This is a genomic window from Pseudomonas flavescens, from assembly GCF_013408425.1.
Classification (GTDB): Bacteria; Pseudomonadota; Gammaproteobacteria; order Pseudomonadales; family Pseudomonadaceae; genus Aquipseudomonas; species Aquipseudomonas fulva_A.
The window spans coordinates 5147760-5169016 of record NZ_JACBYV010000001.1 but is presented as its reverse complement, the minus strand read 5'-3'; the positions used below and the strand labels follow the sequence as shown (position 1 = coordinate 5169016).

General features: G+C 63.2%; 18 protein-coding genes and 1 riboswitch. Of the genes, 8 read left to right on the top strand and 10 right to left on the bottom strand.

Annotated elements, in window-relative coordinates:
- Positions 1-7 precede the first annotated feature (7 nt).
- From FHR27_RS23090 to tkt, 8 genes are all read right to left on the bottom strand, one after another.
- Entirely contained in the window at positions 8-1075 is a 1068-nt protein-coding gene (locus FHR27_RS23090; protein WP_179540145.1) for a PQQ-dependent sugar dehydrogenase, read from the bottom strand.
- A 44-nt stretch (positions 1076-1119) separates the two neighbouring features.
- Entirely contained in the window at positions 1120-1566 is a 447-nt protein-coding gene (locus FHR27_RS23085; protein ID WP_042552424.1) for a hypothetical protein, read from the bottom strand.
- 333 nt (positions 1567-1899) lie between these two features.
- A complete protein-coding gene (gene fba / locus FHR27_RS23080) occupies positions 1900-2964 on the bottom strand; it encodes a class II fructose-bisphosphate aldolase (protein ID WP_042552425.1) in 1065 nt (354 codons plus the stop codon).
- A 75-nt stretch (positions 2965-3039) separates the two neighbouring features.
- A complete protein-coding gene (locus FHR27_RS23075; protein ID WP_042552426.1) occupies positions 3040-3369 on the bottom strand; it encodes an MliC family protein in 330 nt (109 codons plus the stop codon).
- Positions 3370-3386: 17 nt separating this feature from the next.
- The gene (locus tag FHR27_RS23070) at positions 3387-3581 is read right to left on the bottom strand and encodes a hypothetical protein (RefSeq protein WP_042552427.1); all 195 of its coding nucleotides are present in this window, start codon (positions 3579-3581) and stop codon (positions 3387-3389) included.
- A 76-nt stretch (positions 3582-3657) separates the two neighbouring features.
- Positions 3658-4836, bottom strand: coding sequence for a phosphoglycerate kinase (locus FHR27_RS23065; RefSeq protein ID WP_042552428.1), 1179 nt, complete (start codon positions 4834-4836; stop codon positions 3658-3660).
- 4 nt (positions 4837-4840) lie between these two features.
- Positions 4841-5905: an erythrose-4-phosphate dehydrogenase gene (gene epd, locus FHR27_RS23060; RefSeq protein WP_179539663.1), complete on the bottom strand. Its 1065-nt coding sequence runs from the start codon at positions 5903-5905 to the stop codon at positions 4841-4843.
- Positions 5906-6024: 119 nt separating this feature from the next.
- Positions 6025-8022, bottom strand: a complete 1998-nt coding sequence (gene tkt / locus FHR27_RS23055) for a transketolase (protein WP_042552430.1) — start codon at positions 8020-8022, stop codon at positions 6025-6027.
- 256 nt (positions 8023-8278) lie between these two features.
- Between tkt and FHR27_RS23050 the strand changes: the two genes are divergently transcribed.
- On the top strand, positions 8279-9307 hold the full coding sequence (locus FHR27_RS23050; protein WP_042552431.1) for an ArsR/SmtB family transcription factor: 1029 nt from the start codon (positions 8279-8281) through the stop codon (positions 9305-9307).
- Positions 9304-10494, top strand: coding sequence for a methionine adenosyltransferase (gene metK / locus FHR27_RS23045; protein WP_042552432.1), 1191 nt, complete (start codon positions 9304-9306; stop codon positions 10492-10494). Before FHR27_RS23050 ends, metK begins: the two co-directional genes overlap by 4 nt.
- Positions 10495-11095: 601 nt before the next feature.
- Here the strand turns inward: metK and FHR27_RS23040 are convergent.
- Positions 11096-11422 carry a hypothetical protein gene (locus tag FHR27_RS23040; protein ID WP_042552434.1) on the bottom strand — a complete coding sequence of 109 codons (327 nt, stop codon included), beginning with the start codon at positions 11420-11422 and terminating at the stop codon, positions 11096-11098.
- A 230-nt stretch (positions 11423-11652) separates the two neighbouring features.
- Here FHR27_RS23040 and ligB point away from each other — a divergent pair, with 230 nt between their 5' ends.
- Positions 11653-13320: an NAD-dependent DNA ligase LigB gene (ligB, locus tag FHR27_RS23035; protein ID WP_042552435.1), complete on the top strand. Its 1668-nt coding sequence runs from the start codon at positions 11653-11655 to the stop codon at positions 13318-13320.
- A gap of 46 nt (positions 13321-13366) precedes the next feature.
- Here the strand turns inward: ligB and FHR27_RS23030 are convergent, their stop codons facing one another.
- On the bottom strand, positions 13367-13756 hold the full coding sequence (locus FHR27_RS23030; RefSeq protein WP_042552436.1) for an acyl-CoA thioesterase: 390 nt from the start codon (positions 13754-13756) through the stop codon (positions 13367-13369).
- Between the two features lie 214 nt (positions 13757-13970).
- Positions 13971-14054, top strand: a riboswitch (S-adenosyl-L-homocysteine riboswitch).
- 91 nt (positions 14055-14145) lie between these two features.
- Between FHR27_RS23030 and ahcY the strand changes: the two genes are divergently transcribed.
- From ahcY to FHR27_RS23005, 5 genes are all read left to right on the top strand, one after another.
- On the top strand, positions 14146-15540 hold the full coding sequence (gene ahcY / locus FHR27_RS23025) for an adenosylhomocysteinase (protein ID WP_179539662.1): 1395 nt from the start codon (positions 14146-14148) through the stop codon (positions 15538-15540).
- 97 nt (positions 15541-15637) lie between these two features.
- Positions 15638-16480, top strand: a complete 843-nt coding sequence (gene metF / locus FHR27_RS23020) for a methylenetetrahydrofolate reductase [NAD(P)H] (protein WP_156152655.1) — start codon at positions 15638-15640, stop codon at positions 16478-16480.
- Between the two features lie 314 nt (positions 16481-16794).
- On the top strand, positions 16795-18168 hold the full coding sequence (gene ppnN / locus FHR27_RS23015; protein ID WP_179539661.1) for a nucleotide 5'-monophosphate nucleosidase PpnN: 1374 nt from the start codon (positions 16795-16797) through the stop codon (positions 18166-18168).
- Positions 18169-18345: 177 nt separating this feature from the next.
- A complete protein-coding gene (locus tag FHR27_RS23010) occupies positions 18346-19092 on the top strand; it encodes a siderophore-interacting protein (protein ID WP_179539660.1) in 747 nt (248 codons plus the stop codon).
- Between the two features lie 232 nt (positions 19093-19324).
- Positions 19325-21169, top strand: a complete 1845-nt coding sequence (locus FHR27_RS23005; RefSeq protein ID WP_042552440.1) for a DEAD/DEAH box helicase — start codon at positions 19325-19327, stop codon at positions 21167-21169.
- Positions 21170-21257 lie beyond the last annotated feature (88 nt).

The following is a 21257-nucleotide window of genomic DNA, read 5'->3' as shown; positions in this document are numbered from 1 at the left end:
CCTCAACCTACAGGGGCACGACCCGCAGCAGCCTGCCCTCGGCGCTGTCGGTAAGCAGGTACAGCGCACCATCAGGCCCGTCGTACACGCCCCGAATGCGCTCTTCGAGCTCTTGAAAGAGTACCTCCTCACCGGCCAGCCGACCCTTGTCCAGGCGTACTCGGCGTACGCTCTGCTCGGCCAGGGTGGAAACGAACAGGTCGCCCTTCCAGTGCGGGAAGCGATCACCGGTGTAGAGCGCCAGACCGGAGGGAGCTACCGACGGCGTCCAGTGCAGCTGCGGCGGCAGATAACCCGGCAACTCGGTAAATGGCGTGACCATGGCGCCGGTGTAATCGACGCCAAAGGAGGTCAGCGGCCAACCGTAATTGCCACCGGCTTCGATCAGATTCAGCTCGTCGCCGCCCTTGGGACCGTGCTCGTGGCTGTACAGCCGCTTGCGCCTGCTGTCATAGACGATGCCCTGCACGTTGCGGTGTCCCAGGCTGTAGATCTCTTCGGCGGCGCCGGGCTGACCACGCAGGGGGTTGTTCTCGGGGATGCTGCCGTCACGGTTCAGGCGTACCGTCTTGCCGAGGTGATTGGCCGGGTTCTGCGCCTGCTCGCGCCAGTCGAAGCCGTCGCCAAGGGTCAGTACCAGGGTTCCGTCGGGCAGAAAGGCGATCCGACCGCCGTAGTGCGAGGCACCGGCCTTGGCCGGCTGGGCGGTGAACAGCACTTCCAAGTCGCGCAACTCGCCGTCTACCAGGCGAGCGCGGGCCAGTCGCGTGTTATTGGCACCGACATCGCCATGGGCGTAGCTCAGATAGACCCAGGGGTCCTCGGCGAACGCAGGATCCAGCACTACCTCCATCAAGCCTGCCTGGGTGGCGACGAAGGGCGTCGGCGTTCCCTTGACGGGTTCGGTCTGTAGCTTGCCCTCGGCATCGATCAGGCGCAGTTGTCCGGTGCGCTCGGTAACCAGCATGCGGCCATCGGGCAGGAAGGCCAGCGACCAGGGATGTTCGAGACCACTGGTGACGGTTTCGATACGGTAATCGGCATGGGCCAGGACACCTGCGCAAAGGCCCAGCATGAGCAGGACAGCTTTCAACGTCACACCCTTGATTCGAGGAAAGATCATCGCCGGCCAGCACCACTGAAACGTGCGAAGGCCAGGCTACCCAGGCTGCCGCAGACCATCAGCGCCAAAGTGCCGGCCAGGCTACGGTTTGCGCCGATCAGTGTCGGCATGGGCGCCACGGCATTGGCCACGCTCAAGGCCAGCCAGACCGCCAGCGCGCCGGCAAGCACAAACACCACCCAACGCAGCGCGCCCAAACGCGGCGCCAACCAGGCAGCCAGAGGCAGTGCGACGATGAACGAGGCGATGACCAGCGCGGCGAACGTAGGGCTGAACCCCAGCAGATCGTGCAGGGTGGCCTGCATGCGTACGCCCATGGAGATGCTTGCGCCAAGCTGTTGCAGCGCGGCGAGATTGAACTGGGTCTGGACGATGCTGCCGAGCAGCGTAGCCACCACGACGGCCACACAGAACGACAGCCAGGGACGGGAATTTTGAGGCATGGGAGCCGACATCCTGAAGCGCGTGGCGGCAGTATGGCGTAGAGCAGGCAGCAAAGCGGCGCAGGTGTTTTACATGGTTTTACGCAAACCGTTCACGAGCCGGAAAACATGGCGACACACGGACTGGAAGGGCCGCGTCAAGGCACATGAATGCTGGTCGTCGAGCACCATCGGTGCCGAGGTGCTGGGCTCGAGCCCCCCTACGCGCCGATAGCGGCAGGACCAGGGCTCCTCGCCCTGCGTGGCCCGGCTCATCCTGCGAGCGGAGCACATGAAAAAGCCGCTTGTCCTGGACGGACAAGCGGCTTCTAGGTGCGCGGCGAAACGCTTCGATCAGTTGATCTTGGCGACCAGCTCACCCTTGGCGTAACGCTGGAACATGCCTTCCAGGGAGATCGGTTTGATCTTCGAGGCGTTGCCGGCGGTGCCGAAGGCTTCGTAGCGAGCGATACAGATATCACGCATGGCGGTGATGGTATGGGCGAAATACTTGCGCGGATCGAACTCGCTCGGGTGCTCGGCCAGGAAGCGGCGGATGGCACCGGTGGAAGCCAGACGCAGGTCGGTGTCGATGTTGACCTTGCGCACGCCGTACTTGATGCCTTCGACGATCTCTTCGACCGGCACGCCGTAGGTTTCCTTGATCTCGCCACCATGCTCGTTGATGATCGCCAGCCAATCCTGCGGTACCGAGCTGGAACCGTGCATCACCAGGTGGGTATTGGGGATGCGTTTGTGGATGGCCTTGATGCGTTCGATCGACAGCACGTCACCGGTTGGCGGCTTGGTGAACTTGTAGGCGCCGTGGCTGGTGCCGATAGCGATGGCCAGGGCATCGACCTGGGTCTTCTTGACGAAGTCGGCGGCTTCTTCCGGGTCGGTCAGCAACTGGCTGTGATCGAGCACGCCCTCTGCACCAACGCCGTCCTCTTCACCGGCCATGCCGGTTTCCAGGCTACCCAGGCAGCCCAGCTCACCTTCGACCGACACGCCACAGGCGTGAGCGAAGGCAACGGTCTGCTGCGTGACGCGCACGTTGTAGTCGTAGTCGGCCGGGGTTTTACCGTCTTCTTTCAGCGAGCCGTCCATCATCACCGAGCTGAAGCCCAGCTGGATGGAGCGCTGGCAGATGTCCGGGCTGGTGCCGTGATCCTGGTGCATGCACACCGGGATATGCGGGAATTCTTCGATGGCGGCGAGAATCAGGTGACGCAGGAAAGGCGCACCCGCGTACTTGCGGGCACCAGCGGAGGCCTGGACGATGACCGGCGAATCGGTCTTGTCGGCGGCTTCCATGATGGCGCGCATCTGCTCGAGGTTGTTGACGTTGAAGGCCGGCACGCCGTAGCCGAATTCGGCGGCGTGGTCGAGCATCTGGCGCATGCTGATAAGTGCCATGTTTTGCTATCTCCCGATAGGGCTCGTTAATCGTGCAAGCCTGCCGCAGTGGCAGGCGCTATTCAAGTACCGCTGTCAGGGCGCCTTGCAGCCACGCCCCAGCAAATCGTCATTGGCGGTACGGTAGATCAGACCTTCCTCACCCTTGGTGTGGAAGGACAGCGTACCGTCGCTGTACAACACGCCGGAACCCGCAGGCTCCTGGCTCAAACGGTGAACGACATCACTGCCGCCCATACGCACATCGACTTTCTCGTGGGTGCTGTCTGCATAGCGCCAGAACACCTCGGCCTGGCTGTCGCACACCCAGCGGTTCCACTCCTGGCTGTCGGCATATTCCTTCCCGGCACAGCCGGCGAGCATGACCAGACCGAGCGATACAGCGGCACCTTTATAAAGATTCATCGCATTTTCCTCGTTATCTAGCAGTTCTGTTCGCCGACTGGCGGGGTCGAATCACCGGTGCTCTGCCCTTCGATGCGCGGTTCGTCGCGCGTGGTCGGCAGATCGATTTCTGCCGGGCTGAACACATCGCACGCTCGTTCGCGCGGCGATCCACCACCGGCACACCCGCCAAGAACAGCACACACCATCACTACCACGGCCGTGTTACGCATGAGGTCACTCCTTGCTGGCTGGTTTCCATACAAGGGTAATGACCGCCTGCGACAGCCAAGGTTTAGCCGAATTGCCTCACTTGGCTGCGCGTTGCTGCAGCACGTCCACGGCCGGCAGTACCTTGCCTTCGACGAATTCGAGGAAAGCGCCACCGCCCGTGGAAATGTAGGAAATGCGCGACGCCACATCGTACTTGTCGATGGCCGCGAGCGTATCGCCACCACCGGCGATGGAAAACGCCGGGCTTTCCGCGATGGCCAGGGCCAGCGCCTTGGTGCCTTCACCGAACTGATCGAACTCGAACACGCCGACCGGACCATTCCACAGGATGGTCTTGGAGGCCTTGAGCAGCTCGGCGAACTGCGCTGCAGTTTGCGGACCGATGTCGAGGATCATGTCGTCATCAGCCACGTCGGCCACCGCCTTGACGGTCGCAGTCGCGGCTTCGGAAAACTCCTTGGCGACCACCACGTCCACAGGCAGCGGCACGCTGACCTTGGCAGCGATGGCCTTGGCGGTGTCGACCAGATCGGCTTCGTAAAGCGACTTGCCGACCGGGTAACCGGCAGCGGCGAGGAAAGTGTTGGCGATGCCACCACCGACGATCAGTTGATCGCAGATGCTGCTCAGGCTGTTCAGCACGTCCAGCTTGGTCGACACCTTGGAGCCAGCGACGATCGCTGCCATCGGCTGAGCGGGGGCACCCAGGGCCTTGCCCAGTGCATCCAGCTCGGCAGCCAGCAGCGGGCCGGCAGCGGCGACCTTGGCGAACTTGGCCACGCCATGGGTGGAACCCTCGGCACGGTGGGCGGTGCCGAAGGCGTCCATGACGAACACGTCGCACAGGGCAGCGTACTGCTGGGCCAGTTCGTCGGCGTTCTTCTTCTCGCCCTTGTTGAAACGTACGTTCTCGAACAGCACCAGATCACCGGCTTTCAGCTCGACACCGCCGAGGTAGTCCTTGATCAGCGGAACGTCACGACCCAGGGCCTTGCTCAGGTAATCGGCTACCGGCTTGAGGCTGTTCTCTTCGCTGAATTCGCCTTCGGTAGGGCGCCCCAGGTGCGAGCAGACCATCACTGCGGCGCCCTTTTCCAGCGCCAGCTTGATGGTCGGCAACGCCGCGAGAATGCGCGCATCGCTCTTCACCACGCCGTCCTTGACCGGCACATTGAGGTCTTCGCGGATCAGCACGCGCTTACCTTGCAGGTCGAGGTCGGCCATTTTCGCGATGTTTACGGAAGCTGCAGTCATTGAGTCAGTCCTTAACAGGGGCTGGTGATAGGGGAGCGGCGGCATCGAGAAAATGCACGGCCATGTCGAGCATGCGGTTGGCGAAACCCCATTCATTGTCGAACCAGGCCAGCAGGTTGACCAGGCGTGGCCCGGAAACCCGCGTCTGACTGCCGTCGACGATCGCCGAATGGGGATCATGATTGAAGTCGCAGCTGGCGTGCGGCAACTCGGTGTACGCCAGCAGACCCTGCAGCGGCCCCTGTTCGGAAGCCCGGCGCAAGATCCGGTTGATCTCTTCGGTGCTGGTGTCACGGGCGGTCTGCAAGGTGATATCCAGGCAGGACACGTTGACCGTCGGCACCCGAATGGCTTTGGCCTGAATTCGCCCGGCAAGTTCCGGAAGCAGCCGTTCGATGCCTCGAGCCAGGCCCGTGGAGACCGGAATCACCGACTGAAAGGCCGAGCGCGTACGGCGTAGATCCTCGTCGTGATAGGCATCGATCACCGGTTGGTCGTTCATCGCCGAGTGAATGGTCGTGATCGAGATGTACTCCAGCCCGATCGCCTCATTGAGCAGCTTGAGCAACGGCACGCCGCAGTTGGTCGTGCAGGAGGCGTTCGACACCAGCCGCTCGGTGCCCTCGAGGCACTGCTGATTGACGCCGTACACCACCGTGGCATCCACATCGCTCTCGCTGGCCATCGGCTGGGACAACAGCACCCGTGGCGCACCGGCCTGCAGAAAACGCTCGGCCTGCTCGCGGGTGGTGTACTGCCCCGAGCACTCGAGCAGCAGGTCGATATCCAGCCCAGCCCAGTCGACACCCTCGGGTTCACGCTCGCGCAGCACGCGCACGCGTTCGCCGTTGATGTGCAGGCAATCGCCAACCACCTTCACCTCGCCGGGAAAGCGCCCGTGGGTGGAGTCGAAGCGGGTCAGGTACTCGATACTGGCCTGATCGGCCAGGTCGTTGAGCGCGACGATTTCCAGACGTGCGGCGCCAGCACGCTCGTGCAAGGCACGCAGCACGCAACGACCGATGCGGCCGTAGCCGTTCAGAGCAACGCGGTAGGGACGATAGGACATCGCAGATCTCGGATGAACCCGTAGGGTGGATCGCGTTTTATCGATCCACCAGGCGCCATGGGGCGGATGAGAAGAGCGTCGGCTACGCGCCTCGTTCCACCCTACGGCGTCGTTCTCACTCAGGCGTCGAGCAGTTCTTCGGCAGTGCCGATGATGTTCTCGACGGTGAAGCCGAAATGCTCGAACAGCTCGCCGGCAGGAGCCGACTCACCGTAGGTTTCCATACCGATGACGCGACCTTCGAGGCCAACGTACTTGTACCAGAAGTCGGCGTGGGCAGCTTCGATGGCGATCCGCGCGGTGACCTGCAGCGGCAGTACGGACTGCTTGTAAGCGGCGTCCTGCTGGTCGAACACGTTGGTCGACGGCATCGACACCACGCGCACCTTGCGACCCTGCTCGGCCAGTTTGTCGGCAGCCTGGATGGCCAGACCGACTTCCGAACCGGTGGAGATCAGGATCAGCTCCGGCTCGCCAGCGCAATCCTTCAACACGTAACCACCACGACTGATGGCCGCTTCGGTTTCATGGTCGCGCAGGTTGTGCGGCAGGTTCTGGCGGGAGAAGATCAGCGCGCTAGGGCCGTCCTTGCGCTCGACCGAATGCTTCCAGGCCACTGCGGCTTCGACGGTATCCGCCGGGCGCCAGGTGTCCAGGTTCGGCGTGGTGCGCAGGCTGGTCAGTTGCTCGACCGGCTGGTGCGTCGGGCCGTCTTCACCCAGGCCGATGGAATCGTGGGTGAACACGTAGAGCACGCGCAGTTTCATCAGCGCGGACATGCGTACCGCGTTGCGGGCGTATTCCATGAACATCAGGAAGGTCGCGCCGTAAGGCACCAGGCCGCCATGCAGGGCAACGCCGTTCATGATCGCGCTCATGCCGAATTCACGCACGCCGTAGTACATGTAGTTGCCCGAAGCGTCTTCGGCGACCACAGGCTTGCAGCCCTTCCACAGGGTCAGGTTGGAACCGGCCAGGTCGGCCGAGCCACCCAGCAGTTCCGGCAGCAACGGGCCGAAGGCATTCAGGCAATTCTGGCTGGCCTTGCGGCTGGCGATGGTTTCGCCTTTCTCGGCCACGGCGCGGATGAACTCGCTGGCCTTGGCGGAGAAATCGGCAGGCAGCTCGCCAGCCATACGGCGGATGAACTCGTTGGCCAGTTCCGGGTAAGCAGCGGAATAGGCCGCGAAACGCTGATCCCATTCGGCTTCGGCAGCCAGACCGGCTTCCTTGGCATCCCATTCGGCATAGATGTCGGCCGGGATTTCGAACGGCGCGTGGCTCCAGTTCAGGGCGGCGCGGGTCAAGGCGATTTCGTCATGGCCCAGCGCGGCGCCGTGGGACTCTTCCTTGCCCTGCTTGTTCGGCGAACCGAAACCGATGATGGTCTTGCAGCAGATCAGGGTCGGCTGCTCGCTCTTGCGAGCGGTGTCGATGGCCATCTTGATCTCTTCGGGATCGTGACCGTCGACATTGCGGATCACCTGCCAGCCGTAGGCTTCGAAGCGCGCCGGGGTATCGTCGGTGAACCAGCCATGGACTTCGCCATCGATGGAGATGCCGTTGTCGTCGTAGAACGCGATCAGCTTGCCGAGGCCCAGGGTACCGGCCAGCGAGCAGACTTCATGGCTGATGCCTTCCATCATGCAACCGTCACCCAGGAAGGCGTAGGTGTAGTGGTCGACGATGCTGTGGCCATCGCGGTTGAACTGCGCCGCCATGATCTTCTCCGCCAGGGCGAAGCCCACGGCGTTGGCGATGCCCTGGCCGAGCGGACCGGTGGTGGTTTCCACGCCTGGCGCGTAACCGTATTCCGGGTGGCCCGGGGTGCGGCTGTGCAGTTGGCGGAAGTTCTTCAGGTCGTCGATGGACAGGTCGTAGCCGGTCAGGTGCAGCAACGAATAGATCAGCATCGAACCGTGGCCGTTGGACAGCACGAAACGGTCACGGTCGGCGAACTTCGGATTGGCCGGGTTATGTTTCAGGTAGTCACGCCACAGCACTTCGGCGATATCCGCCATACCCATAGGGGCACCGGGGTGGCCGCTGTTGGCTTTTTGCACGGCATCCATGCTCAGGGCACGAATGGCATTGGCACGCTCACGACGGCTGGGCATCGCTGAATCTCCTGCGGGGTGGCTGCCGAGGCAGCTAGGACGAAAAAGGCGGCCATTTTCGCCCAGCCAACCCCGCGGGGCAATCACAGATGGTCGTTAGGCGAACGATTCCGGCGGATTTCCTGGAGAAAACCACCCTGAGCGCCAGACAGCGCCTGCGTATGACCCTTTAACAGAGCCTGCATCGAATCCAATATCAAAACTTTTTGATATTGGCCTTGCCGCACCAAAAGCCACCGACTAGACTGCGCAGCCTATGACTTCGCGTGCCTCCCAGCTCGATTTCGAGCCTGCCGACACTCTTTCCGCCCTGTGCAAGGCTGCGGGCGACCCGTTGCGCCTGAACGTGCTGCGCGCACTGGCCAACGATTCGTTCGGCGTGCTGGAACTGGCGCAGATTTTCGCCATCGGCCAGTCGGGCATCAGTCATCACCTCAAGGTGCTGGCCCAGGCCGGTCTGGTCGCCACCCGCCGGGAAGGCAACGCGATCTTCTATCGCCGCGCCCTGGCTCACGCGGAAACCATCGGCGGCACGCTGCACGCCGCCTTGCTTCAGGAAGTCGACCGGCTCACTCTGCCCGTTCAGGTGCGCGAGCGCATCGCTCAGGTTCATCAGCGACGCGCCACCGCCAGCCAGGACTTCTTCGCCCGCAGCGCCGAGCGCTTCCAGGCCCAGCAGGACCTCATCGCCGGGCTGCCGCAGTACCGCGACAGCGTGCTGGCACTGCTCGACTCGCTGGATTTCGCTGCCAACGCCCGTGCGCTGGAGATCGGCCCCGGCGATGGCGGTTTTCTGCCGGAGCTGGCGCGCCGCTTCGGCCAGGTCACCGCGCTGGACAACAGCCCGGCCATGCTCGAACTGGCACGCCTGCGCTGCGCACAGGACGGCCTCGACAACGTCCGCCTGCAGTTGGCCGACGCCCTGCTCGACGATTACCCCAGCGCCGACTGCGTGGTCCTGAACATGGTGCTGCACCACTTCGCCGCACCGGCCCAGGCGCTTCGCAAACTCGCCAGCCAGGTCAACAGCGGCGGCAGCCTGCTGATCACCGAGCTGTGCAGCCACAATCAGGGCTGGGCCCGGGACACTTGCGGTGATCTCTGGCTAGGCTTCGAACAGGACGACCTGGCCCACTGGGCCGTCGCCGCCGGCCTGACCCCGGGCGAAAGCCTGTACGTCGGCCTGCGCAATGGATTTCAAATTCAGGTGCGGCATTTCCAGCGCACTCATCCACTCACGCACGTGGCCGATAGGCCCTCACTCGCCAGGACAACCGATAGATGAGCGAATACTCCCTGTTTACCTCCGAGTCCGTGTCCGAAGGTCATCCGGACAAGATCGCCGACCAGATTTCCGATGCCGTCCTCGACGCCATCATCACCCAGGACAAGCACGCCCGCGTGGCCGTCGAAACACTGGTCAAGACTGGCGTGGCGATCATCGCCGGCGAAGTCACCACCAGCGCCTGGGTCGACCTCGAGCAGATCGTTCGCGACGTGATCTGCAACATCGGCTATACCAGCTCCGACGTCGGCTTCGACGGCGCGACCTGCGGCGTGATGAACATCATTGGCAAGCAGTCCCCTGACATCAACCAGGGTGTCGACCGCGCCAAGCCTGAAGATCAGGGTGCCGGCGACCAGGGCCTGATGTTCGGCTATGCCAGCAACGAAACAGACGTGCTGATGCCGGCGCCGATCCGCTTCTCTCACGCGCTGGTAGAACGCCAGGCCGAAGCCCGCAAATCCGGCCTGCTGCCATGGCTGCGCCCAGACGCCAAGAGCCAGGTCACCTGCCGTTACGAGCACGGCAAAGTGGTTGGTATCGACGCCGTGGTGCTGTCGACCCAGCACAACCCGGATGTCAGCCTGAGCGACCTGCGTGAAGCGGTGATGGAGCTGGTGATCAAGCACAGCCTGCCCGCCGAGCTGCTGCACAAGGACACCCAGTACCACATCAACCCGACCGGCAACTTCGTGATTGGCGGCCCGGTGGGCGACTGCGGCCTGACCGGTCGCAAGATCATCGTCGACAGCTACGGCGGCATGGCTCGCCACGGCGGCGGTGCCTTTTCCGGCAAGGATCCATCCAAGGTCGACCGCAGCGCTGCCTATGCCGGCCGTTACGTCGCCAAGAACATCGTTGCCGCCGGCCTGGCCGAGCGCTGCGAAATTCAGGTGTCCTACGCCATCGGCGTCGCCCAGCCGACCTCGATCTCGATCAACACCTTCGGCACCAACAAAGTGGCTGACGAGACCATCATCAAGCTGGTGCGCGAGGTCTTCGACCTGCGCCCGTACGCCATCACCAAGATGCTCGACCTGCTGCACCCGATGTATCAGCCGACCGCCGCTTACGGCCACTTCGGCCGCGAGCCGCAGCAACTGACCGTCGGCGACGACAGCTTCACCAGCTTCACCTGGGAGAAGACCGACAAGGCTGCAGACCTGCGCGCCGCCGCTGGCCTCTGACCAGCCGCGCAAAAAATAGCCCCGCCAGCGTGAGCTGTGCGGGGCTTTTCTTTGCAGATGTACTTGATTGCCGAACAGAGCCCGGGACGAACGGCCCCTTCGCTCAGGACACTTTCAAACCGCCCCCGAGATACATCATCCCCAAGCCAACCGCCATTATCAGCAGCGGAGGACGCATGGACTGCTCGTAGAGGGCAAAGATGCCCTGCGAGATAGGCGGAAACATGAAGTTGAGCACAACACACAGCAAAGAAACCTGGATACCACGTGACACAGACCAGATCCAGGCTACCAACGCTATGAGGAACCCCATAGTTACCATTCACCACTCCTTGGCTAGCGTACGAATTGGAGCGAGAAAATATCAGTTTCTCGAACAACCACAAAGCACGGATCGGCTCACGGTGAGCCATGCGCAACGCTCTTGAATATATCGCTCTGATCGCGCCCAGCCGGTGCTATCTCCACTCATCCAGCAAGTCACGGGCCGATCCTATCGTGACGTGCACCGCCAGCTGACAGCAGGCGGCGGATACGAAAAAGCCTCCGTGGGCTCGACCCTCACGGAGGCTTTTTCATTCCTGCGGTGCAGGCTGACCGATCACTTGCCGAACAGCGAACCCAGACCTTTCAGAGTTTCTGCGGCAGCAGCGATGTTGTCGGCCTTGCTGTCACCCTGGGCTTGCGCGACCGTCTCACCCGAGGTGGCGGCGTTGGCACCGAGCTGGTCACAGCCACCCTCGACCTGGGCGATGGCATCGTTGGCCTGCTGATTGCCGAGCAAACCGGCCAACTGCTTGACCTGGGCGATCTTCTCGGCGTTGGCCGACAGTTTTTGCTGGCACTTGAGCTGAGTGTCTTCGGCAGCGTGAGCGAAGGAGCTGGCCAGAGCCAGTGCAGCGGAGCAGAACAGGATAGAAAGACGCATGAGACCCTAGACCTTCAGATATGAGGCCCGGCAATACCTTTCCCGCCGCCGGGCAAATCCATTTGATGTGCGAGACGCGGAACTTTATCACCGCCTCGTCGCTAGCGACAAACCTCGGCTACCGCAAATGTCGCCCAGTACCCATTCCAGCTCGAGAAAACGGATATTTGCGCCAGGCGGACTCTGTGACTAGCCTGCACAATCATCGCCCGAGCAAGGATGCTCCGCCCATGAAACGCTGGATTGCCGCCACCTTTTCCGTCCTGTTGATCACCGTCGTCCGTGCCGACGACTGCCCTGAACCGACAACCGCGCACAACCGCCAACTCGATGAACTGACCGCCCGGGTGGCCGAGTGGGACGACGCCTATCACCGTCAGGGGCGATCGCTGGTCAGCGATGATCTGTACGATCAGGCCCGCGCCCGCCTCGAGCACTGGCAAGCTTGCCTCAGCGGCAGGCCTGCAACCGATCCGCTTCACGGTGCAGGTGGCCCAGTGCAGCACCCGGTCGCTCAGACCGGCCTGCGCAAGCTGGCGGACGAGCGCGCAGTGAGCCACTGGATGCACTCCCGCCAGGACCTGTGGATTCAACCCAAGGTCGACGGGGTCGCGGTCACCCTGGCCTACAGGGGTGGCCGACTGCAGCAGGTGATCAGCCGCGGGGATGGCAGCACCGGGCAGGACTGGACCGCCCGGGCCAGACGAATCGCCACGATCCCGGAGCACCTCACCGAGTACACCGACGTCATACTGCAGGGGGAGCTGTACCTGCAGCATCCGGGGCACATTCAGGCCAGCCACGGCGGTGCGTCGGCACGCAGTACCGTTGCCGGATTGATGGCACGCCACGATCTGCAGGTTTCCCAGGCGAGGCAGATAGGCCTGTTCGTCTGGGACTGGCCCAATGGCCCAGAGGACATGCAGCGGCGCCTCGACCGCCTGGAACGACTGGGCTTCCCTGATAGCCGCCAGTACAGCCAGCGGATCGGCAGCATCGCCGAAGCCAGCCAATGGCGCGAACACTGGTACCGCAACCCGCTGCCTTTCGCCACCGATGGCGTGGTGCTGCGCCAGGGTCAGCGCCCGAGCGGCGAACGCTGGCGAGCCGAACCGCCGCACTGGGCTGCGGCCTGGAAATACCCGGCCAGCGAAGCGCTGGCACAGGTCAGGGAGGTCGAATTCAGGGTCGGCCGCAGCGGCCGCATCACGCCACTGCTGCACCTGCATCCGGTGAAAATCGACGACCGCAGCATCCGCGTGGTCAGCGTCGGTTCGCTGGAGCGCTGGCAGCGACTGGATATCCGCCCGGGGGATCAGGTCGCCATTCAACTGGCCGGGCAAACCATCCCACAACTGCATAGCGTGGTGATACGGACCGCACCTCGTCCGGCTCTGGACGTGCCGCGTGGCGATGCCTATCACGCACTGAGCTGCCTGCGAGCATCCGCCACGTGCAACAGCCAGCTCCACGCCCGCCTCACCTGGCTCAGCGGCAAGCAGGCACTGAACCTGCCTGGGGTCGGCGCTGGCACCTGGGAGAAGTTGCTGCGAGCAGAACTTATCCACAGCCTGCTCGATTGGCTGCAACTCAGCGAAGATCAGTTACTAGCGGTGCCCGGCATCGCTCAGCAGAGCGCCCGCACCTTGACCCGCCGCTTCAGCGAGGCCAGGCAACGCCCCTTCAAGGACTGGTTACGCGCACTCGGCCCCCCAGCGCATCCCGACAGCCTGGCCGCCGATGACTGGGCGCAGCTACAGCGACGCAGCCTCGCCGACTGGCAGAAACTACCAGGGATCGGCCCGGCCCGAGCTGCGCAGCTGCAGACATTCTTCCAGCATGAGGACATCCGGGCGCTGGCCGACCAGTTGCGCCTGGCAGGGGTCGAGGGATTCTGAGTCGCCAGGATGCATGGGGCCTACGGCCCCCATGCACGGCGTGGGCTCAGTCCTTGAACTGATCCTTGATGTAAGTGATTTCGGTCTTGCCGTGGGGCGCAGGCTGGCCGTTCTCGTCCAGATTGACGAAGACCATCTTGTCGATGGTCAGGATGCTCTTGCGGGTGATCTTGTTGCGCACTTCACAACGCATGGTGATCGAGGTTCGACCGAACTCGCTGGCGGTGATGCCCAGTTCGATGATGTCGCTCTGCCGGGCCGAGGCGACGAAGTTGATCTCCGAGATCAGCTTGGTCACCACGCGCTGAGTGCCGAGCTGGATGATGGCGTAGATCGCGGCCTCTTCGTCGATCCACTTCAGCAGACTGCCGCCGAACAGGGTGCCGTTGGGGTTGAGGTCTTCGGGCTTTACCCACTTGCGTGTGTGGAAGTTCATCTGCACTCCTTATCCATCGCTATCGTTCGCCCTGCATGATCGCAAAGGCAGGCGGCAGTTGTCGCGGGCACGTTTTCAATGGCATCGATAAAGGCTCGGTATCGAATGCCCGCGATGGCCGATTCGGGACGACGGAAAACCTTGGGCTGGCGCGCTGGCAAGGCTATAATCGCCGGGCTTCACACGCTCGGCACTGCCTGAGCGTTCCCGCCACCTGTCCGAGGGGCGCTGCAGCAAGCCAAGGCTTGTCAGGCTCGGATGGGGCGTTACCCAAACGCATCAACGGCGCCCAATCGGACTGCGTGAAAACGTAGCGAGCCATGGCCATCAGGCCCGGCACACCGGTTTTCACCTATCTGATCACAGATCAACGATTGGAGAGCTTTTGCATGAGCGCTGCTTTTACCGACTACAAGGTCGCTGACATTTCCCTGGCCGACTGGGGCCGCAAAGAACTGATCATCGCCGAATCCGAGATGCCGGCACTGATGGGCCTGCGTCGCAAGTACGCTGCCGAACAACCGCTGAAAGGCGCGAAGATCCTCGGCTGCATCCACATGACCATCCAGACCGGCGTGCTGATCGAGACGCTGACCGCGCTGGGCGCCGAAGTGCGCTGGTCGTCGTGCAACATCTTCTCCACTCAGGATCAGGCCGCTGCAGCCATTGCCGCCGCCGGCATTCCGGTATTCGCCTGGAAAGGCGAGACCGAAGCCGAATACGAGTGGTGCATCGAGCAGACCATCCTCAAGGACGGCCAGCCATGGGACGCCAACATGGTGCTCGACGACGGCGGCGACCTGACCCAGATCCTGCATGACAAGTACCCGCAGGTACTGACCAACGTCCACGGCGTCACCGAAGAAACCACCACCGGCGTACACCGCCTGCTCGACATGCTCAAGGCCGGCACCCTGAAGGTCCCGGCGATCAACGTCAACGACGCGGTCACCAAGAGCAAGAACGACAACAAGTACGGCTGCCGTCACAGCCTCAACGACGCCATCAAGCGCGGCACCGACCACCTGCTGTCGGGCAAGCAGGCGCTGGTCATCGGCTACGGCGACGTGGGCAAGGGCTCGGCTGCCTCGCTGCGTCAGGAAGGCATGATCGTCAAGGTTTCCGAGATCGATCCGATCTGCGCCATGCAGGCCTGCATGGACGGCTACGAACTCGTTTCGCCGTACATCGACGGCCGCAATGACGGCACCGACGCCAGCATCGACAAGGCCCTGCTGGGCAAGATCGACCTGATCGTCACCACCACCGGCAACGCCAACGTCTGCGACGCCGGCATGCTCAAGGCGCTGAAAGCCCGCGCTGTGGTCTGCAACATCGGCCACTTCGACAACGAGATCGACACCGCCTTCATGCGCAAGAACTGGGCGTGGGAAGAGGTCAAACCGCAGGTGCACAAGATCCACCGCACCGGCGCTGGCCAGTTCGACCCGCGCAATGACGACTACCTGATCCTGCTGGCCGAAGGCCGTCTGGTGAACCTGGGCAACGCCACGGGCCACCCGAGCCGCATCATGGACGGTTCCTTCGCCAACCAGGTTCTCGCCCAGATCTTCCTGTTCGAGCAGAAGTTCGCCGACCTGTCGGCCGAGAAGAAGGCCGAGCGCCTGACCGTCGAAGTGCTGCCGAAGAAACTGGACGAAGAAGTCGCACTGGAAATGGTGAAAGGCTTCGGCGGCGTGGTCACCCAGCTGACCACCAAGCAGGCCGAGTACATCGGCGTTCCGGTCGAAGGCCCGTTCAAGCCGGACAGCTACCGCTACTAACCCCAGCTACACGCTACGCGCCACACGCTGCACGAGGGAGACGACTCCACTTGCAGCGTGTGGCGCGAGGCTTGTCGCTGAGAAGGGAACCTTCTCCATGATCCAGAAAAAAACCAACGTCAGCTTCGAGTTCTTCCCGACGAAGACCGATGCCGGACATGAAAAGCTGCTCAACACCGCGCGCGAGCTGGCCGGCTACAACCCGGACTTCTTCTCCTGCACCTACGGCGCCGGTGGTTCCACCCGTGACCGTACGCTCAATACCGTGTTGCAACTCGACGGCGAAGTGAAGGTGCCTACCGCACCGCACCTGTCCTGCGTCGGCGACAGCAAGGCCGAGCTGATCGAGCTGCTCAATCTTTACAAGAGCAAGGGCATCAACCGCATCGTCGCCCTGCGTGGCGACCTGCCTTCGGGCATGGGCATGTCCAGCGGTGAACTGCGCCATGCCAATGATCTGGTCGAGCTGATCCGTCAGCAGACCGGTGATCATTTCCATATCGAAGTGGCGGCCTACCCGGAGATGCACCCCCAGGCGCGCAACTTCGAAGACGACATCGCCAACTTCGTGCGCAAGGCCAAGGCCGGTGCGAGCAGCGCGATCACCCAGTACTTCTTCAACGCCGACTGCTACTTCTACTTCGTCGAGCGTGTACGCAAGCTGGGCGTCGACATCCCGGTGATCCCGGGCATCATGCCGATCACCAACTACAGCAAACTGGCGCGCTTCTCCGACGCTTGCGGCGCCGAGCTGCCACGCTGGGTACGCAAGCAACTGGAAGCCTACGGTGACGACACCCAGAGCATCCAGCGCTTCGGTGAAGAGATGATCACCGCCATGTGCGAGCGCCTGCTCCAGGGTGGTGCACCGGGCCTGCACTTCTATACCCTCAACCAGGCCGCCCCCAGCCTGGCGGTGTGGAAGAACCTGCAAGGTTGAAGGCTGATTGCCGGGGCCGCGAATGTTAGAACTTTCGCGGCCCGCGTCTTTCCTAAGAACCTGTTCACGATCTGCTGCGCGTCGGCCCTGCTGCGTATAAAAGAGGCTTCAGCCGCCTGCTCGAAACTGCGGCAACGCCATCGTTTTCAACAGCCCGCACCTCGGTACCCGTTGACCCGGAGTCCCTCGCTGGCCGACAGTACAGCGCCATTACCCGGACGCCCCATCATGGGTCACGACCACCGGGACTGAATTCTTCATCGCGCGATCAGCCAGGATCGGCTCGAGTTGTCGCGTTACCACGGGATGCCTGCATGCTCACTCGCCAGAAAATCAATGCTTCGGTCTCGCCCAAGGGCAGCCTGGAAACCCTTTCCCAGCGTGAAGTCCAGCAATTGCGCGAAACCGGTTCCGGTAGCGTCTACGCGCTGTTCCGCCAATGCGCCCTGGCGATTCTCAACACCGGCTCGCACAGCGACAACGCCAAGACCATTCTCGAGGCCTACCCGGACTTCGAAGTGAAGATCCACCAGCAGGATCGCGGCATCCGCCTGGAGCTGATCAATGCGCCGGCTGACGCATTCGTCGATGGCGAGATGATCGCCAGCACCCGCGAGATGCTGTTCAGCGCCCTGCGCGACATCGTCTACACCCAGAGCGAGCTGGAAAACAAACGCGTCGACGTGGACAGCTCCAGCGGCCTGACCGACTACGTTTTCCACCTGCTGCGCAACGCCCGCACCCTGCGCGCTGGCGCCGAGCCGAAGATGGTGGTGTGCTGGGGCGGCCACTCGATCAGCACCGAGGAGTACAAGTACACCAAGAAAGTCGGCCACGAACTCGGGCTGCGTGCTCTGGACGTGTGCACTGGGTGCGGCCCGGGCGTGATGAAGGGGCCGATGAAAGGCGCCACCATTTCCCACGCCAAGCAACGCATCGTCGGTGCCCGCTACCTGGGGCTGACCGAGCCGGGCATCATCGCCGCCGAGGCGCCGAACCCGATCGTCAACGAGCTGGTGATCCTCCCGGATATCGAAAAGCGCCTGGAAGCCTTCGTGCGCATCGGCCACGGCATCATCATCTTCCCGGGCGGCGCGGGCACGGCAGAAGAATTTCTCTACCTGCTTGGCATCCTCATGCACCCGGACAACGCCGAGCTGCCCTTCCCGCTCTTGCTGACCGGGCCGAAGAGTGCCGAAGCCTACTTGCAGCAGTTGCACGCATTCATCGGTGCAACCCTGGGTGTGGAAGCGCAGAACCGCTACGTGCTGATTCCCAACGACCCGGCCGAAGTGGCTCGCCACATGGCGGCAGGCATCAAGGCGGTGAAGCAGTTCCGCCGCGAACGCAACGACGCATTCCACTTCAACTGGCTGCTGAAGATCGACGAGAGCTTCCAGCATCCCTTCGAGCCGACCCACGAAGCCATGGCCAGCCTCAACCTGACCCGCGAGCAGCCCGTGCACGAGCTGGCCGCCAACCTGCGCCGTGCCTTCTCCGGCATCGTCGCGGGCAACGTCAAGGCCCATGGCATCCAGCTGATCGAAGAGCATGGCCCGTATGAGTTGCGTGGTGACAAGACCATCATGCAACCGCTGGATCGCCTGCTGCAGGCCTTCGTCGAGCAGCACCGCATGAAGCTGCCCGGTGGTACCGCCTACGAGCCGTGCTATCGGGTCGTCAGCTGACGCCGGCATGTGACGGTAAGGGTGGACAACGCAAGCGTGTCCACCTGGTCCGGCGCCCGTGGCGATGCCACGTCTCGGGGACGGCGCCAGCGCCTCGCACTGGAAGCCATCCGTATTAAGTGATAGTAATTCTCACATGAATGACGGCGATCTCTACCGTCGCAACAGGAGAGTTCAATGCCACGCCCTGCTCCCCGTACCCTGCGGGTCATTTCATCCACTTCCGTCACGCCGCACATGCTGCGCATCACCTTGGGCGGCGACGAAATCGACAGCTTTCCAGCCGATCAGGAAAGCGCCTACATCAAGCTGATCTTCCCCGCCCCCGGTAGCGACGGCACGCTGATGCGTACCTACACCGTGCGCCATCAGCGTGCCGAGCAGTTCGACGTCGACTTCGTACTGCACGATGATGCCGGCCCTGCTTCGCAGTGGGCCAAGGACGCCAGCCCGGGCGACAGCATCACCGTAGGCGGCCCCGGCCCGAAGAAACTGGTCGACAACAGCGCGGACTGGTTTCTGATGATTGGCGACATGACCGCACTGCCGGCACTCAGCGTCAACCTCGAGCAACTGCCAACTGACGCCCGCGGCCACGCCATCATCGAAGTGATCGACGAGCGCGATATCCAGCCGCTGCAGCACCCTGCTGGCGTCGAGCTGCACTGGCTGATCAACCCGCATCCCGGTGAAGACAGCCAACTGCTGGTCAATCGCGTGCGCGAGCTGGCATGGCTGCCAGGCCGGCCGAGCATCTGGGCGGCCTGCGAGTTCAGCGGCATGCGGGCCCTGCGCCAGCATTTCAGGGAGGAACGTCAGGTCGACCGCAAGAACCTGTACATTTCCAGCTACTGGAAGCTCGGTAGCAGCGAGGATCAGCACAAGCTCGCCAAGCGCGAAGACGCTGACGCCGCGGGCGACTGATCCCCATCGTTTCGCGCGCCAAAAGCCATCTCAACGGAGGCGCGCGCAACCCGCTCGGCGGCAAGTTGTGCCGATCCTCTGCAATCCTGTTACACTCGGGCCTTCCCGCCAGGCTTGCGCCCGGATGCTGACCCCAGAGGCCAGCAGTACCGGACGGGATTGCGCGCCCCACGTGCGATTCAAGCCAGGCACTACACCTATAGGGCCACGCCCTCACCAGACAGGATTGCACATGTCCTTTGCCTCCCTCGGTCTCTCCGAGGCTTTAGTCCGTGCGGTCGAAGCCGCCGGCTACACCCAGCCCACTCCGGTGCAACAGCGGGCCATCCCCGCCGCGTTGCAAGGTCGCGACCTGATGGTGGCGGCCCAGACGGGTACAGGTAAGACAGGCGGTTTCGCACTGCCGATCCTCGAGCGACTGTTCCCCAACGGTCACCCGGATCGCGAACAGCGCCATGGCCCGAAACAGCCGCGCGTACTGGTGCTCACGCCCACCCGCGAACTGGCCGCTCAGGTGCATGACAGCTTCAAGCTGTATGCTCGCGACCTGAAATTCGTCAGCACCTGCATCTTCGGTGGTGTCGGCATGAACCCGCAGGTACAGGCACTGGCCAAGGGCGTCGACGTCCTGGTCGCCTGCCCGGGTCGCCTGCTCGACCTCGCTGGACAAGGCAGCGTCGACCTGTCCCACGTGGAAATCCTCGTGCTGGACGAAGCCGACCGCATGCTCGACATGGGCTTCATTCACGACGTGAAGAAAGTCCTCGCCCGCCTGCCGGCCAAGCGGCAGAACCTGCTGTTCTCGGCGACCTTCTCGAAAGACATCACCGACCTGGCCGGCAAGCTCCTGCACAATCCGGAGCGTATCGAAGTCACGCCGCCGAACACCACGGTCGAGCGTATCGAGCAGCGCGTATTCCGCCTGCAGGCCAGCCACAAACGTGCCCTGCTCGCTCACCTGATCACCGCTGGTGCCTGGGAACAGGTTCTGGTGTTCACCCGTACCAAGCACGGCGCCAACCGCCTGGCCGAGTACCTGGACAAGCACGGCCTGCCTGCCGTGGCGATTCATGGCAACAAGAGCCAGAACGCCCGCACCAAGGCCCTGGCCGACTTCAAGGCGAACAAGGTTCGCATTCTGGTCGCCACCGACATCGCCGCACGCGGCCTGGACATCGACCAGTTGCCTCACGTAGTCAACTTCGAACTTCCCAACGTCGAAGAAGATTACGTGCACCGCATCGGCCGTACTGGCCGTGCTGGCCGTAGCGGTGAAGCGATCTCCCTGGTTGCCCCGGACGAAGAGAAACTGCTCAAGGGCATCGAAAGGATGACCAAGCAGAAGATCCCGGACGGCGATCTACTGGGTTTCGATGCCAGCAAGGTCGAGGCCGAACGCCCGGAAGTGCGCGAACCTCAGAAGCCACGCCCACCGCGCGGTGCCAAGCCTGAAGGCGGCGGCCGCAAGGACAAGGGCAAGGACGGCGGCAAAGCCAAGACTCAAAGCAAAGCCAGGCCTGCTCGCGACCAACAACCGCGTGGTACGGCCCGCGCCGCAGCGCCAGCAGTACCTGCGTTGCCTCCGGACCGTGCGCCCGACGAGTTCCGCGACGACGAGATCGACAACTTCGGCAACCGTGCCGACTACGTGAGCCCGAACCAGAACAACGGCCAGGGTCGCGGTCGTCGCCCCGGTGCCGCCGGTAGTGGCCCAAGCGCCAGCAACGGCGTTGGCCAGGGCCCTCGTGGCCAGGGCAAAGGTCCGCGCAGCGGTGGCGGCGGTGCTGGTGCAGGCAAGCGCCAGGGTCAAGGCCAGGGCCAAGGCGCCGGCAAGGGTCGCAGTGGCGCGGGCAACCGTGGCCGCGGCCAGCAGCGCGATACCACCACGTCGCTCAACCGCGATGAACTGCCACGTCAGGAGCCTGCCGTGCGCAGCAGCCGCGACAAGCAGCCGGTGATCGTGCACAAGAGCTCGCGTAGCGACCGCCTGCCGACACCCGAGCAGCTCGACCAGCTGCAAAGCACCCGCCCCCGCGGCGAGAAGCCAGCCCTGCTGACCCGCAATCGCGACAGCTGAGCAGTGGCTCATTGAAAACGCCGGCCTCGTGCCGGCGTTTTCATTCGTGCAGCGAGTGCGGCTTTTCGCTGCGCCCATCAGGGTAGCG

Coding starts and splice junctions, on each gene's coding strand:
- FHR27_RS23090 (WP_179540145.1), bottom strand. CDS start 1,075: ATGCTGGGCCTTTGCGCAGGTGTCCTGGCCCATGCCGATTACCGTATC.
- FHR27_RS23085 (WP_042552424.1), bottom strand. CDS start 1,566: ATGCCTCAAAATTCCCGTCCCTGGCTGTCGTTCTGTGTGGCCGTCGTG.
- fba (WP_042552425.1), bottom strand. CDS start 2,964: ATGGCACTTATCAGCATGCGCCAGATGCTCGACCACGCCGCCGAATTC.
- FHR27_RS23075 (WP_042552426.1), bottom strand. CDS start 3,369: ATGAATCTTTATAAAGGTGCCGCTGTATCGCTCGGTCTGGTCATGCTC.
- FHR27_RS23070 (WP_042552427.1), bottom strand. CDS start 3,581: ATGCGTAACACGGCCGTGGTAGTGATGGTGTGTGCTGTTCTTGGCGGG.
- FHR27_RS23065 (WP_042552428.1), bottom strand. CDS start 4,836: ATGACTGCAGCTTCCGTAAACATCGCGAAAATGGCCGACCTCGACCTG.
- epd (WP_179539663.1), bottom strand. CDS start 5,905: ATGTCCTATCGTCCCTACCGCGTTGCTCTGAACGGCTACGGCCGCATC.
- tkt (WP_042552430.1), bottom strand. CDS start 8,022: ATGCCCAGCCGTCGTGAGCGTGCCAATGCCATTCGTGCCCTGAGCATG.
- FHR27_RS23050 (WP_042552431.1), top strand. CDS start 8,279: ATGACTTCGCGTGCCTCCCAGCTCGATTTCGAGCCTGCCGACACTCTT.
- metK (WP_042552432.1), top strand. CDS start 9,304: ATGAGCGAATACTCCCTGTTTACCTCCGAGTCCGTGTCCGAAGGTCAT.
- FHR27_RS23040 (WP_042552434.1), bottom strand. CDS start 11,422: ATGCGTCTTTCTATCCTGTTCTGCTCCGCTGCACTGGCTCTGGCCAGC.
- ligB (WP_042552435.1), top strand. CDS start 11,653: ATGAAACGCTGGATTGCCGCCACCTTTTCCGTCCTGTTGATCACCGTC.
- FHR27_RS23030 (WP_042552436.1), bottom strand. CDS start 13,756: ATGAACTTCCACACACGCAAGTGGGTAAAGCCCGAAGACCTCAACCCC.
- ahcY (WP_179539662.1), top strand. CDS start 14,146: ATGAGCGCTGCTTTTACCGACTACAAGGTCGCTGACATTTCCCTGGCC.
- metF (WP_156152655.1), top strand. CDS start 15,638: ATGATCCAGAAAAAAACCAACGTCAGCTTCGAGTTCTTCCCGACGAAG.
- ppnN (WP_179539661.1), top strand. CDS start 16,795: ATGCTCACTCGCCAGAAAATCAATGCTTCGGTCTCGCCCAAGGGCAGC.
- FHR27_RS23010 (WP_179539660.1), top strand. CDS start 18,346: ATGCCACGCCCTGCTCCCCGTACCCTGCGGGTCATTTCATCCACTTCC.
- FHR27_RS23005 (WP_042552440.1), top strand. CDS start 19,325: ATGTCCTTTGCCTCCCTCGGTCTCTCCGAGGCTTTAGTCCGTGCGGTC.